This is a genomic window from Streptomyces liliifuscus (genome assembly GCF_016598615.1).
Lineage (GTDB): Bacteria > Actinomycetota > Actinomycetes > Streptomycetales > Streptomycetaceae > Streptomyces > Streptomyces liliifuscus.
In genome coordinates, this window is sequence record NZ_CP066831.1 from 2,899,780 (window position 1) to 2,914,329 (window position 14,550).

General features: G+C 71.8%; 11 protein-coding genes. 8 read left to right on the plus strand and 3 right to left on the minus strand.

The annotated features are described in order from the left end of the window. Positions 1-119 precede the first annotated feature (119 nt). From JEQ17_RS12280 to JEQ17_RS12310, 7 genes are all read left to right on the plus strand, one after another. A complete protein-coding gene (locus tag JEQ17_RS12280) occupies positions 120-1,082 on the plus strand; it encodes an ROK family protein (RefSeq protein ID WP_200401454.1) in 963 nt (320 codons plus the stop codon). A 196-nt stretch (positions 1,083-1,278) separates the two neighbouring features. Further along, positions 1,279-2,301, plus strand: coding sequence for a substrate-binding domain-containing protein (locus JEQ17_RS12285; RefSeq protein WP_200395297.1), 1,023 nt, complete (start codon positions 1,279-1,281; stop codon positions 2,299-2,301). Positions 2,302-2,602: 301 nt separating this feature from the next. After that, positions 2,603-5,083 (plus strand): sensor histidine kinase, encoded by a 2,481-nt coding sequence (locus JEQ17_RS12290; RefSeq protein ID WP_200395298.1) that lies wholly within the window; start codon positions 2,603-2,605, stop codon positions 5,081-5,083. An 11-nt stretch (positions 5,084-5,094) separates the two neighbouring features. After that, a complete protein-coding gene (locus JEQ17_RS12295; protein ID WP_055617928.1) occupies positions 5,095-5,523 on the plus strand; it encodes a roadblock/LC7 domain-containing protein in 429 nt (142 codons plus the stop codon). Between the two features lies 1 nt (position 5,524). Next, positions 5,525-5,881, plus strand: a complete 357-nt coding sequence (locus tag JEQ17_RS12300; protein ID WP_200395299.1) for a DUF742 domain-containing protein — start codon at positions 5,525-5,527, stop codon at positions 5,879-5,881. Next, positions 5,868-6,482, plus strand: coding sequence for a GTP-binding protein (locus JEQ17_RS12305; protein ID WP_200395300.1), 615 nt, complete (start codon positions 5,868-5,870; stop codon positions 6,480-6,482). The genes JEQ17_RS12300 and JEQ17_RS12305 overlap by 14 nt, the downstream gene beginning before the upstream one ends. Positions 6,483-6,963: 481 nt before the next feature. Beyond that, positions 6,964-8,022, plus strand: a complete 1,059-nt coding sequence (locus JEQ17_RS12310) for a lysylphosphatidylglycerol synthase transmembrane domain-containing protein (protein ID WP_200395301.1) — start codon at positions 6,964-6,966, stop codon at positions 8,020-8,022. A gap of 100 nt (positions 8,023-8,122) precedes the next feature. Here the strand turns inward: JEQ17_RS12310 and JEQ17_RS12315 are convergent, their stop codons facing one another. The 3 genes from JEQ17_RS12315 to JEQ17_RS12325 form a co-directional block, all read right to left on the minus strand. Next, positions 8,123-8,578, minus strand: a complete 456-nt coding sequence (locus JEQ17_RS12315; RefSeq protein WP_200395302.1) for an RpiB/LacA/LacB family sugar-phosphate isomerase — start codon at positions 8,576-8,578, stop codon at positions 8,123-8,125. A 94-nt stretch (positions 8,579-8,672) separates the two neighbouring features. Next, positions 8,673-13,088 carry a tetratricopeptide repeat protein gene (locus JEQ17_RS12320; protein ID WP_200395303.1) on the minus strand — a complete coding sequence of 1,472 codons (4,416 nt, stop codon included), beginning with the start codon at positions 13,086-13,088 and terminating at the stop codon, positions 8,673-8,675. A gap of 3 nt (positions 13,089-13,091) precedes the next feature. After that, positions 13,092-13,424: a CU044_2847 family protein gene (locus JEQ17_RS12325; protein WP_200395304.1), complete on the minus strand. Its 333-nt coding sequence runs from the start codon at positions 13,422-13,424 to the stop codon at positions 13,092-13,094. Between the two features lie 139 nt (positions 13,425-13,563). Between JEQ17_RS12325 and JEQ17_RS12330 the strand changes: the two genes are divergently transcribed. Beyond that, positions 13,564-14,529, plus strand: coding sequence for a DNA repair protein RecN (locus tag JEQ17_RS12330; RefSeq protein WP_200395305.1), 966 nt, complete (start codon positions 13,564-13,566; stop codon positions 14,527-14,529). The last annotated feature ends 21 nt before the right edge of the window (positions 14,530-14,550 follow it).

A 14,550-nucleotide genomic window follows, 5' to 3' on the forward strand; every position in this document is an offset into this window, starting at 1 on the left:
ACTCCGCCCCCTCCCCCGAATCCGAATCCGAATCCGAATCCGAATCCGAATCCGGCTCCGGCTCCGGCTCCGGCTCCGGCTCCGGCTCCGGCCCCACCCTCGCCTCCGTTCCCCCCGAGGTGTTCGCCGGTGTCGACATCGGCGGCACGACCACGCAGGTCGTGCTCTGCACGCCCGAACTCGCCGTCGTGGACAGCCAGGAGGTGCCCACCCCGGCGGCGGAGGGCGGCACGGCGATGGTCGGCGCCGCGCTCGACGCCCTGGGCCTGCTCCTGGCGCGCGTACCGGCCCGGCTGCGCGCGGTCGGCGTGGGCGCGGCCGGTGTGGTCGACGCCCGCACCGGACGCGTCCTCGTGGCCAGCGACTCCTTCCACGCGTGGGCCGGCTTCGAGGTGACGGCGACCATGGAGGCGGCGCTCGGCGTCCCGGTCTTCCTGGACAACGACGTCAACGCGTTCCTGCGCGGCGAGGTGACCAAGGGCGCCGTCGCGGGCGAGCGACACGTACTCGGCATGACCCTCGGCACCGGGGTCGGCGGCGCGCTGTGGCTGGACGGGGCGCTGTACGAGGGGCCGCACGGCGCGGCGGGCGAGACGGGCCACATCCCGGGCTTCGGCGACCTCCCGTGCACCTGCGGCGGCCGCGGCCATCTGGAGACCCTGGCCTCCGGCCGGTCCATCGGCGCCCGGTACGGCGAACGGACCGGGCTCGACCGCAGCGCCCGCGCCGTCGCCGAGGCGGCGGGCCGCGGCGATCCGGACGCACTCGCCGTGTACGAGGCCGCCGGCGCCGCGGTCGCCCGCGCGATCCTGATCACCGCGGGCATGCTGGACATCACGACCTTCGTGATCGGTGGCGGTGTCAGCGGCGCCTGGACTCTCCTGGAGCCCTCGATCCGCGCCGCGCTCACCGCCGAACCCCCCGTCAGCGGCCACCCGGTCCGGGTCGTACGGGCCGGTCTCGGCGGCGCGGCCGTCGCGGTCGGGGCGGCCTCCCGTGCCCGTACGGAATCCCGGGAACCCCTCGCTCCGCTCCGGCCCCTCCCTGAAGGCGCCAACACGGCGACTTTCAGGAGTGGTTGACCGCTTCTCACTCCACCTCAAGATCAAAAAAGACAACTCCGGCCATCTGGGCGCTCACTTGACTACCAGGCGTCACACACGATTGGCTCCGGCCAGCAAAAGTCCGACAGTCGGCACACATGATCCGCCGACGGTCACACCGACTTCACGCTCCCCATCCGCTTGCCCGGCCGCACAGCGAGGTGCCATACCCCCCATGAACACGACTCCCTCAGGACCCGTCCCCGCAGGATCCGCACGCGGCACCGCCCTGGCCGCCGCCGTCGCGGCCGTCTGTCTGCTCGCGTCCGGCTGTTCCGGTTCCGGAGGATCGGACACCGGCTCGGACGCCGACGCGGCGGGCAAGGCGAGCGCCGGCGGGATCAAGGTCGCCCTGATCACCCACGGCGCCCCCAACGACGCCTTCTGGGAGCTGGTGAAGAAGGGCGCGCAGGCGGCCGCCGCCAAGGACGGCATCGACCTGACGTACGAGAGCAACCCCGACGCCAAGGGCCAGGCCGACCTGGTGCGGGACGCGATCGCCGACCGGGTCGACGGCATAGCCCTGACCCTGGCCAAGCCGGAGGCCATGAGGAGCGCGGTCGCCGCCGCCAGGGCGGCGGGCATCCCGGTGGTCGGCCTCAACTCCGGTATCGACTCCTGGAAGTCCGGCGGCCTGTTGCAGTACTTCGGCCAGGACGAGAGCGTCGCGGGCCAGGCGGTCGGCGACAAACTCGACGCCCTGCGCGCCAAACACGCCCTGTGCGTCATCCACGAACGGGGCAACGTCGCCGTGGAGGCCCGCTGCGCCGGGGTGAAGAAGACGTTCGCGGGCCGGACCGAGATGCACTACGTGGACGGCACCGACATGGACGCGGTGACCGACTCCGTCGCGGCCGCCCTGCGACAGGACCGGACCATCGACGAAGTCGTCATGAACGGCGCGGAGTTCGCGCTCGCGGCGGTGAAGTCGGTGAAGGAGGCGGGCAGCAAGGCCGAGGTCGCCACCTTCGACCTCAACAAGGACCTGGTGAAGGCCGTGCAGAGCGGGGACGTTCAGTTCGCCGTGGACCAACAGCCCTATCTGCAGGGCTACCTGGCCGTGGACTCGTTCTGGCTCTACAAGACCAACGGCAACGTCAGCGGCGGCGGAGAGGAGCCCGTGCTCACCGGACCGGCCTTCGTCACCAAGCAGAACGTCGCCACGGTCTCGAAGTTCGCGGCCAACGGAACGCGGTGACACGCCCCGCGCCAGACCGGCCGGTCGGCCGACCGGCCCGACGACAGCGCCGGACCGCCGTGCCGAACCGGCCGAACCGCCGTGCGGGACTGGCCGATCCGGTGCCGTCAGGTAACAGCGTCGCCAAGGTTTGGGGTACTCACCGTGCGTACGGTCACTTGTACGGATAGCATCCTCCGCACCCCCTGTGCTCTTTCGGACACGCGGTCACCCGCCGCCCTCGTCCCGTCTCTCACCCCTGCTGACCACCCGACTTCCGTCAAGCCCTCTTCCGCTCACCGCTGATCGCCCTAGGACGACGATGTCTCCACGGACAGGCTCCCGCCGCCGTCTCGGCTCCATACGTCTCTCACTGATCCTGCTGGCTCTGGTGCCCAGCGTCACCCTCGCCGCCATGTGGGGCGTGACGACGATCCAGATGTTCTCGGAGGGTCTGCGGCTGCGGGACCAGACGGAGCTCAGCAAGTCGACCGGGGCCATGGGCACCGACGCGACGCTCGCGTTGCAGCGGGAGCGCAGCCTGTCGGCGGTGCTGCTGGCCTCGCCCGGCAGTTCCCGTACCGCCCTGGACGAGCAGCGGGCGCGTACCGACAAGGCGGTCGCGACCCTCGTCAGCCAGTCCGACGCCATCCAGCGGGCCCCCGAGCGGATCAGCGACCGGATGTACTCGGTCATCGCGTCGGTCGGCAGCCTGGAGTACTACCGGGGTCAGGTGGACAACCCCACCGACATCACTCCCGAGCAGGCGCTGGACCAGTACACCTCGATCATCGACGACCAGATCCACGCCTTCCAGGAGCTCTCCCAGGTCGACGACGGCGAACTCACCTCGCAGGCAGGCCCGCTCGTCGCCCTGGAGCACTCGGCCGAGCTGGTCTCCCAGGAGGACGCCCAGCTGCACCTGGCCTGGCCGTCCGGGAAGCTCGACGAGAACGCGTGGAACCACTACGTCCAGCTGGTCAACACGAAGCGCTGGCTCGTCGAGGACCAGTTGGTGCCCTCGCTGCGCGGCTCGGTGAAGGCGCAGACCGAGCGGATCCTGCAGGGTCCGGAGTGGAAGGCGCTGGAAGGCGTCGAGGACCAGGTGGTCGCGGCCCGCGCGAAGGGCCTCACCGACGGCCGGAAGATCACCCTGCCGGACGCGCAGAAGCGGTGGAGTCCCGCGTTCGACAAACTCGGGGACCAGTACACCGCCCTGATCCGCCAGGAAACGACGGCACTGCTCGAACGCAGTGACGACAGGGCGGAAGACCTGCTGATCAAGGCGGCCGCGCTGAGCACCGGCGGCTTCGTCGCCCTGTTGGTGTGCGTCCTGATGTCCTGGCGGATCACCCGCTCCCTCTCCCGGCGGCTGCGCGGACTGCGTATCGCCACCCTCAGCCTGGCCGAGGAGCGGCTGCCCGACGTGGTGGCACGGCTCAACCGCGGCGAGAAGGTCGACGTGGAGTCGGCCACGCCCCCGCTGGACTACGGCCGGGACGAACTCGGGCAGGTGGCCCAGGCGTTCAACACCGCGCAGCGCACGGCGGTCCACACGGCGGTGGAACTCGCCGACACCAGGCGCGGATTCCAGAAGGTCATCCTGGGCATCGCCCGGCAGAGCCAGAACCTGGTCAACCTCCAGCTCACCAAGCTGGACGCGCTGGAGCGCCAGCACCAGGACCCGGACATCCTCAAGGGCCTGTACGAACTGGACTCCACCGCGAGCCAGTTGCGCCGCTACGAGGAGAACCTCGTCATCATCAGCGGCGAGCAGCCGCGCCGCAGCTGGACCGAGCCGGTCGCGCTGATCGACATCCTGCGCAGCGCCGTCGGTGAGGTCGCCGAGTACCAGCGGGTGGAGGTGAACACCGACGAGGAGGTGTTCCTGACCCCGCCGGCGGTGGCCGACGTCATCCACCTGCTGGCCGAACTCATCGACAACGCGACCGCGTACTCCCCCTCGCCCAGCCCGGTCGGGGTGCGGGCCGGGATGGTCGCCAAGGGGCTGGCCGTCGAGATCGAGGACCGCGGTCTCGGCATGTCCGACGAGGACTACGCGTCGTTCAACGGCCAGTTGGCGGTGCCCCCGCAGTTCGACGTGGTGGCGCTCGCCGACGACCTGCGGCTCGGCATGTTCGTGATCGCCCGGCTCGCCACCCGGCACGGCATCGCCGTCACCCTGCGGTCCTCGCCGTACGGGGGCACCACCGCGATCGTGCTGATCCCGCACGAGATCGTGGTGCGCGAGCCCCTCGAATCCCCCGCCGCGGACGTGGAGAACGCCGGCGGACCCCTGTCGGCCACCCGGGAGCAGGGCGGGGAACCGGCCGGTGAGCCGGTCGCGGAGCCGGTGGGCGTCGCCGCCACCGCCGCAGCCGCGAAGAGTTCGGCGGACCGGATCCAGGGCGCGGACCGGCAGACCCACGAGCGCTCGCGGGAGGCGCAGCCCGTCGCCCGGGCGCGGACGCCTCAGACGGCCGGGACACGGGTCGCCGCCGGTGCGTCCCGCTCCGGCCCGGCCGCGGGCGGGCACGGCGGTATCGCTCCGCTGCCGCGCCGGGTTCCGCAGACCAGCCTGGCCGCCGAGCTGCGGGAGGACGCGCCGCCCGTCGCGTCCGCCGAGGCCGACGACTCCTTCGCGGACTTCACCGCGGAGCGGGCGGCCTCCTCCCTCTCGGGTTTCCAGCGCGGAACGCTCCAGGCGCGTGACAACGACACGGATACGGCGTACGACCAAGGGGAAGAAACCGCACCCGAAGGCGCATCCGTCACCTCGACTCCGCCCGCAGACCGCTCATGAAGGACAGAGAAATGACACGCCCCATCCCCGCCACGCACAGCCAGCTCGACCAGCTGCTCACCGGACTGGTGGACCGGGTCGCCGAGGTGAACCACGCCGTCGTGCTCTCCGAGGACGGACTGGTCGTCAGCAGGTCCACGGGGTTCCTACGTGATGACGCCGAGCGTCTTGCGGCGACCGCGTCCGGTCTGATGAGCCTCAGCAAGGGCGTCAGCATGGACTTCCGCGGCGGCCCCGTGCGGCAGGCGCTCATCGAGATGGCCAACAGTTATCTGATACTCAGCACGGCCGGGCCAGGCGCCCATCTGGCCGTGCTCACCAGCCAGGGTGCGGACGTCGGAGTGGTCGCGTACCAGATGAACATGCTGGTGAAGAAGATCGGCGAACACCTCAGCGCGGCACCGCGGGCGGGCGTCGCCGTCACCGACAACGGCGAGTGAGGTGAACGGAGGCGACGCGGGCGGCCGTCTGGTGCGGCCGTTCACGCTGACCGGCGGCCGCACCCGGCCCAGCCGCACCGACTTCACCCTCATCACGTCGGTCACCACGGTTGACCCGCCGCCCGACCGGGCCGCGCGGCCGCAGCCCGAGCACGCGCGGATCCTGCGGCTGTGTACGAAGCCGGTCGTGGTCGCGGAGCTCGCGGCCCAGCTCGACCTGCCGGTCAGCGTGGTCTGCATCATGCTCTGCGACCTGCTGGAGGCGGGCCGGATCGTCGCCCACGCCCCACGCCAGATCTCCCGAACCTCGGACATGGACCTGCTGCAGAAAGTGAGGGACGGCCTTGGCCGGCTCTGACCCCGTCATCCAGGGGACCTCAGCACCCGACACGGTCAAGATCCTGATCGCCGGGGGATTCGGCGTCGGCAAGACCACCATGGTCGGCGCGGTCAGCGAGATCGTGCCGCTGCGCACCGAGGAACCGCTGACCTCGGCCGGCCTGGGCGTCGACGACCTCAACGGCATCCCGGAGAAGCACGCCACGACCGTGGCCCTGGACTTCGGCCGGATCACGCTCAGCCAGGAACTCGTGCTGTATCTCTTCGGCACGCCGGGGCAGCAGCGGTTCTGGTTCATGTGGAACGACCTGGCCATCGGTGCCCTGGGCGCCGTCGTCCTCGTCGACGTCCGCCGCCCGGAGTCCAGCTTCGCCGCCATCGACTTCTTCGAGCGGCGCGACATCCCGTTCGTCGTCGGCGTCAACGGCTTCCACGGCGAACACCCGTACGCCGCGGAGGAGATCCGGGACGCCCTGGCCCTGCCCGAGCACACCCACGTCCTCCTCTGCGACGCCCGGGACCGGGAGTCGTGCCGGGACGTACTGATCGCGCTGATAGACCAGTTGATAGCCACGTCGGCCCAGAACAACGGCAGCGGACGGCCGAGCGGGCGAGTGTGAGCATCGTAGGAGGGACCGGCGGGGCCTGACTTGGCTCGGCTGACTTGGCCTGGCTCGACTGGCTGACTTGGCCTGGCCTGGCTGGCTTGGCTCGGCCAGCTGACTCAGCCTGGCTCGGCTCGGCTCGGCTTGGCTCGGCTTGGCCAACTCGGCTGATTTTGCTTGGCCAGTTGGCCCGGCTCGGCTGGCTCGGCTGATTTGGCCTGGCCAGCTGGAGGGAGCTGCGTTGTGCTGGGGCGGCGCCGGGGGCTCGGTGCCGCCCCGCCCGCGACGAGCGTGCTCAGGTCGTCCCCCGCACACTCCGCGAAGGCCCGCACTCCGTGCGGGGCGGCCGCGTCGCCCGCCCGCCCGCGCTCCTTCGGCTCCCGGACACCATGACGTCACACCGAGCGGGCACGTTTCGGTCGTCCCCTCCTGCCTCGCCTTGTATCCGTCCGCCCCGCTCCCCGCGCGGGCGTGACGCGGAAGGACGACGTGCGCCGTGTCCCTGCTGCCGCTCGACACCACCGTCCCCCGGGCGCTCCCCACGCCCACCCCGTCCCCTTCACCCTCGCCCTCCCCTTCGCTCACAGCCTCCAGTTCCCGTTCCCGTTCCCGCTTCTCGGCCGCCGCGCGGCTGACCCGCTGGACTCTGAGCCTGCTCCCGATCCTGCTGATCGGGGCCTGGGCGGTGCTCGACTGGCGTGCCGTCCGTGACGGCGCCGCCCGGCTGGCCTCAGCCGACCCCTGGTGGCTGCTGGCCGCGGCCCTGTTCACCTGTCTGGGCTGGGTGGCCGCCGCGTGTGTACGGCAGGGAGCCATACCGGACCGGCTGCCGCCGGGACTGCTGCTGGCCTCCCAGGTGGCCGCGGGCACCGCGAACCACGTACTCCCGGCGAGCATCGGCGCGCACGCCGTCACCCTGCGCTTCCTTCAGGGCCGCGGCATCCCGCTGGCCAGGGCCACCGCCTCGCTCGCCCTGTACTCGCTGGTCAAGCCGATCGCCAAGACGATGGTGCTGCTGGTCTTCATGGTGGCGTTCCCGGAGTTGCTGCACCTCGGTGAACTCGTCCCGGACGAACGGACCATGCTCCTGGTCGCCGGTGCCGTGACCCTTGGGTTCGGCTCGGCCGCCCTGCTCGTGACCACCGTGCGTCCGCTGCGCCGCCCGGCCCTCGACTGCGTACGCACCGCCCTGACCGACGTACGGGTGCTGCACACCAGGCCGGCCCGGATCCTCGCGCTCTGGGGCGGTTCGGCCGCGACCCCGCTGCTCCAGGGGAGCGTGATCGCCACGGTCGGGTTCTCACTCGGGCTGCCGCTGTCCTGGGCGCAGGTGATCCTCGCGCTGCTCCTCGCCAGTACGGCGGTCGGAGCCGTGCCCGCGCCCGGCGGCATCGGGCCGGTCGACGCGGCCCTGGTGTTCACCATGGTCGCGTTCGGCGCACCGATCGGCATCGCCACGGCGACCGTCATCGGCTACCGCGTCCTGACGGTCTGGGTCCCCCTGCTGCCGGGCGCGCTGGTCCTGTCGATCCTGGTACACCGCAAGGTGCTCTGAGGCACACCGGGCGACGGGGCCATGGCAGCTCCAGGACTCCGGAGCTCGGGGACTCCGGGACTCCGGGACTCCGGGACTCCGGGACTCCGGGACTCCGGGACTACGACTCGCCTCTTCCGAGATCGAGCCGCCCGACGTGGGCCACGTTCCCCCGGTCCTCGGCGTCCTCACTGGCCTCCGCGGCGAACCACGCGTCGAGGATCTCCTTGAGGAGCGGCTCGGAGGTCAGCCTCAGACTGAGCGCCAGCACATTGGCGTCGTTCCACCGCCGTGCGCCCTGGGCGGTGTACGCGTCCGTGCACAGCGCGGCCCGCACACCGGGCACCTTGTTCGCGGCGATCGACGCACCGGTGCCGGTCCAGCAGCACACGACCGCCTGATCGGCCGTCCCGGCGGCGACCTGCCGAGCCGCCGTCTCCGAACACACCGCCCACTGCGGATCGTCCCCGGGGCTCAACGCCCCGTACGCCAGCACCTCGTGACCCCGCCCGCGCAACTCTTCGAGCAGGGCACGGGCGACGGGTTCGTCCATGTCGGAGGAGACAGAGATCCGCATGCCCGAAGCCTACTCAGCAGCCGGGCGGCAGGGGGCCCCGGCAAAAGCGTGTGCACGCGGCGTCGTCGGGAGACGAGCGGCGGTGCGGTGGGATCTACTCCGAGGGATCCCCGCTCCCCACTTGGCGACGGACATCCGTCGCCGAGCACCGGCGTTGCTCGGCGAGGCCGCGCCAGTACCGGGCTTCGTCCTCGTCGCCCTCCGCGAAGGCCACGTCGCCGAGCAGTGAGAGCACCCGCGCCGGGAGCGGGTGCACCGGGGGCGGCGGTTCGGGGCTTCCTGCCGCGGCGTGAAGTGCCGGGCGAGCGCTCTCCGTGGGATCGAGGCGTACGGATTCGTCCTCTCCGGATTCTTCCGGTGCCCACACTTCCTGGGCGCGTTCCCGTCGCCCCAGGCTGACCAGCAGCTCCGCGTACTCGTAGCGCGCCTGGGACTCGATCTCCGAGTCACCGCAGGCGATGGCCAGCTCGAACCAGGGGCACGCCTCTTCCTGCCGGTCGTCGGACACCAGCACCTGCGCCAGCAACCGCAGGGCCTGCGGCCGATGTTCGGTGTCCTGTGAACGGGCGAGCGGCAGCAGTGCTTCCTCGGCCTCGCGCCACAGTCCCATCTTGGACAGAGTGCTGCCGAGGTATCTGCGGGCCAGCGGTTCGACATCGGGGTCCCCGGAGGCCAGCGCGTCGGACAGCAGGCGGCGCGCCTCCTCCAGGTTCTCCTCGGAGCGTCGTACGACGCCGAGCCAGGCGCCGGCCCGGGGCGCGGTGTCCGGGTCGTCCATGGCGAGCGCGCCTTCGAGGAGTTCCGCGGATGTCTGCACCTCGCCGGACTCCAGCAGGTGCTCCCCCATGCCGAGGTACGCCACGGCGATCGCCTCGGCGTCGCCCGACCGCTCCACCCCGGGCAGCAGTTCCTCGGCCCCTTCACGGTCCCCGTCGCGCAGCAGCAGCACGATCAGATACGCGCGGGCGACACCGCCGACGTCCGAGTCGTCGCCCTCGTTCTCCTCGTCGACCAGTGAACGCAGCAGGTCACGAGCCTCGTCGTCGACGCCGTCCTGCAGGAGCCACTTCGCCAGCTGGAAGCGGGCCATCTGCGCGGGCTCCGACTCGCCGGTCCGACCCGCCTCGCGCAGGTGGCGCAGCCCCTCGGCCCGTCGCCCGTCGTACACCAGGACCATGCCGAGCAGGGTGTTCGCCCAGGCCGAGGCCGCGGGGTTGGCCGACTCGACGACCACCCGCAGCAGACTCTCGGCGCGCGCGAAGTCCTCGCTGTCGGCGAGAGTGAGGGCCAGGTCGATACGGGCGACCAGCGACCACTCCTCGTGCCCGGAGTCGATGGCGATCCGGTAGGCCTCCTCCGCCTCCGCGATCCGCCCCTCGCCGGACAGGTAGTCACCCAGGATGTCGGCGGCGCGTGGCCCCTGGTCCGGGTGTCCGGACAAGGCGGTCGCCATCAGCAGCTCCCGCACCTCTTCGGACAGACCGTCCCGTGCGGCGAGCATCGCGGCCAGGTTGATCCGGGCGAGCTGTGTCCACTCCCGGTGCCCGGAGGCGATCGCGGCCTGGAACGCCTGCTCGGCCTCCTGCGTACGACCGGCCAGCACCAGCAGTTCGCCCAGAATGTCGGCGGCACGTGGAGCCTGCTCCAGGTGTCCGGACTCCATCACCTCCGTCAGCAGAACGTGCGCCTCCTCCAGGGCGTCCTGCCGGGTGGCCAGAAGGAACGCGAGATCGACGCGGGCGGTGTGCGCCCAGTCCGGGTGCCCGGAGGCGACCGCGCCGCTCAGCCACTCGCGGGCGGCCGCCGGCTCCTCCTGGGCGGTGTACCACTCGCCGAGCACACACGCCGCGCGCGGCCCCTGGTCGGGGTGGCCCTGCTCGGCCATCCCGTGCAGCAGGGGCAGCCCGTGCTCGTCGTCGCCCTGTTGCAGCAGCGCGACACCGAGAGCGACCTGGGCGAAGGGGACGAGCAACGGGTGCCCTGAGCGCAGTACGGCCTCCAGCATCTGCTGGGCCTCGGCGAACCGCCCCTGCAGGATGTACAGCTCGCCCAAGGCCGACTGCGCCTGCGGCACGGCGTGGAAACCGCCACTGTCCACCGCCGACTTCAGCAGTTCCTCGGCCCGGTCGAGCTTGCCCTGGTTCGCGAGGATGCCGCCGAGGTTCACCGAGGCGATCGCGGTGATCTGGCCGACGATCGACTCACCGACCGCCCGGGACAGCGCCCACGGCTGCTCCACGAGTTCGGCCGCGCCGGTGCGGGCAGGGGTGCCCATGCCGGGCTTGGCCCGTTCACGGCCGGCGGGGCCCCGGGCGCGTGGGCCGCGAGCGTCGCCGGTGAGCACACGGGCGTACAGCGGTGTGGCGAGCGTGGTCACCTCGGCGTCCCCGGCCGCCAGCACCGCCTCCAGGAGTCGCTCGGCCCGCTCCGGCTCGCCCTGTGCGGCCAGCAGCCGGGCCAGGCCGACCTGGGCCATCTGCGAGACCTGCGGGTCGGGCGAGGCGACGGCGGACTCCAGCAGCGTTCGCGCCCGGTCGCGGTCGCCGGTCACCATGAGTACTCCGGCCAGGTCGACCTGGGCCAGCGGGACGACCTCCTCCACACCGGAGGTGGCCGCGGTGTCCAGCAGCGCCGTCGCCGAGTCGAAGTCGCCCTGGTAGAGGTGTATCTCACCGAGCATCAGGGAGGCCCAGGCCCTGCTGTCCCGGTCGCCGGTCGTGCGCGCGACCTGCTGGAAGATCTGCTGGGCGACCTCGGACTCCTCCCGCAGCAGCGCCACGTAGGCACTGCGCAGCAGATCCCCGGCCTGCTGCCGTTCGGCCAGGTACTGCCAGGCGAGTCCGGGCACGGCGGCGGACGGGTCGTCGGTGCGGGTGTCCAGGTATTCGGCCAGGTAGGGGGATCCCGCGTATGCGGGCGGGTCGTCCGGGCCGGGGGCACGGTGCATCAGCGCGATGCCTCCGGCGACCGGCTCACGCGCCCAGGCCAGGCCGGTGCGGAAGAGAGTGTCGTCGGCGTCGTACTGCGGATGGTGAGCAGTGAGATAGGCGTCGAACAACCGGCGCAGCGTGTCCTCGGGCAGCGGGTCGGTCATGCCCATCCGCTGCCAGTCCGTGGCCGCTCGTACCACCGCCCAGCCGGCCGGACAGCTCTCCACGCCGTCGTCGAAGCGCTGTTCCAGGGCGGAGGCGGCCACCATCACCTCGCCGATGCCGCGGGCGGTGAAGTCCTCACGTGGATAGAGATCCCGGGCGGCCTCGGTGTCCGTCGCCCCCAGTTGCGCGGGCAGTTCGATGGTGCGTGCCCTGTTCAAGATGGTCCGGGACACCCGGCCCACGTCGTTCTCCATGCCGGTCAGCGCGGCCCGCTGCTTGGCCGGGAGAGTGGCGACGACGGTGACGGCTGGGTTCTTGCGGGCCAGCCGGTCGAGGATCTGCAGGTCGAGGCCGCCGGGCTGGAGATAGCGATGGAGGTCGTCGAGCCACAGCACGCTCGGGTCCTGCCCGGTCGGCAGGGACTCCCGGCTGAGGTCGTCCAGGATCCGCTGGTCCGGGCCCCCGGTGCGGGGCACGATCAGCCGGGCACCGGGCAGGTTGCGCAGCAGTGCCTCGTACAGCGTGCGGGACTTGCCGGCCTTGGAGCGCCCGGCCAGCACCACGAACCGGCACTCGGCGAGGGCGGCGTCCAGTTGCCCGTCCTGCGGCTGCCTCGGCACGTAGGGCGCGCTCTCCGGGCGGTTGCCGTACTTGGAGCGGGAGACGCCGATGTCGTACGGGTCCACCGCCTCGATCCGCCGGATCTCGCCGTCCTCGGTGAGCGAGGTCCACAGCAGCCGTTCCAGCCGGTCGCGCAGTTCGGCGACCGTGGTGTCGCGCACGTGGTCGGCGAGCGGGGGCCAGTACTCGACGAGCGCCTCGACCGTGACGGCGTAGGCGGTGCGCTGGTCCACCTTGCCCACGGGGTTGTCGCGGACGACCATCATGCCGATCACACCCTGGGTGTTCCGGTCCCACACCGGGGCGCCCGAGAAGCCCCCCTCCAGGGCGAAGCCGCTGAGCGGGGTCGCCACCACCTGGAGCCATTCGGTGCCGGCGTGGCCGTTGATCTCGCCCTGGACGGGAACTCCGTGGGGATGGCCGACCGGGTAGCCGTAGGTGTGGAAGCGATGGTTCCAGGTGCCGGGGGCAGTGGTGCGCAGCTGGGCGGGCGCGGCCTCGGGAGGCGGGGTCCCGCCGAGTTCGAGGACGGCGATGTCGCCCCGGTCGTACCCGACGGGCGGATGCCAGCCGTCGGGCACAACGGTGGCGGGGATCGGTTCGTGCTGTCGCGCGTGCTGGAACTCGATGTACACCGGGTCCTCGGGCCGGGCCGACGACGGCCTGTCCCGCACGACGTGAGCGCAGGTCAGGATGTGCCGCGGAGTGACCATCAGGCCGGCGCCGACGGGGTCGGCGTCCCGGGAGGGACGGACGCTCACCAGCCAGGGCGGCTCCTCCTCGGTGGCGGACATGGATCACTCTCCGGGGGCGGGGACGGACCGGGTCCAGTGGATCTTGACGTTGAAGTGACCCTCCAGGGCCGTCTTCGCGATCACCACGCCGGACTCCGCGTTGAGCTTCATCCCGAACTCGACCTCGTACTCGTCCGCGGCGAGCGCGCGTACGGAGTCGACGACCGAGCGCAGCGCCGGACGGACCGTCGCGAGCGCTTCCTCCAAGCGTCGGCCGGCCTCGACCACGCCGTTCCGGTCGCGATTGGAGATCCGCTCCAGACCGCCCCCGACACTGTCCACCTCGACCAGCAGTGACGCCCCGTCAGAGCCGTGAAAACGTACCAACTCCGCCATGATTACCCCCCATTGAGTTACTGAAAGCCATCCGTGCTTAATAGTGAAAGAGAGTCGACTACATGCGTATTTGTGGCGATACATTGATGAATGCGAAGACAGTCACGCGGACGGCGGACTGTCCGGTCCGATGGGGGGCATGGTGGACGACTGCAGGCGAGGCATCGCGGAGGCGCTGGCCGCCGACGACACGAGCGACCAGGAGGCCGCGCTGCGCGTGCTGGGCCACGCTCTGCGCTGGGCCGCGGCCGCGCTGCGCCGGCAGGACGACGCGGCAGGCGGGGCGCCCGCGCTCGCCGCCCTGTACGCGCTGGACGACGCTCTGGAGGACGCCCGCGGCCTGGCCCAGGCGCTGCCCGGACTGCTGGCGGCCGCCCGGCCCGGGGATCAGGTGGCCCGCGGCACCGGGGACTTGATGCGCGAGCTCACTGAGGTGACCGACCGGGTGCGCGGCGAGCGCGAGACCCTGGAGCGGCTCGCGGACACGCAGGCCGCCCTGCGTGGGCGGCTCGCCGAGCACGAGGGGCTGCGTCGGCAGGTGGACGAACTGCGGCGGCTGGAGCGGCTGGTGGTCGCGCTGGACGGGCTGCAGGAGCAGCAACAGGTCATCGGTGCGCGACTGGCGGAGCTGCGCGGGCGGGACGCAGGGGTGGACGAGGCGCTGCGCACCAGCAGTGACGCACTGGTGCGGCTCACCGAGGACCAGCTCACGGTGCTTGCCCCGCGCACCCGGGGGACCCTGGAACGGGCGGCGACGGTGCAGTCCGCGCTGGCCGCGGCGGAGCGCGAGTACCGGGCGAGCAGCGATGAACTCGCCACGTACCAGGACCGGTTGGAAGCCGTCCAGGCCGCTCAGGGGTCCCGTCTCGCGTCCCTGAACCGGCACGCGCGGGCCGACCGGCTGCTGGCACGGGCGCTGCACGAGGCGTCCGGTGCGGGCGTCCCGGCCACCGCGCCGGACGGGGGCCTCACCCTGGAGCAGGTGGAGGCCGCGGCGGACGTCATCGAGCGGCGGCTCCGGGATGCCGACGAGATCCTCACCGCCGTGCTGGAGGAGCGGGAGGAACTGGACACGGAGGGGAAGGTCGTGGTGCCGAGGACCTGATCGGGGGTTTCCGTCGAGGCC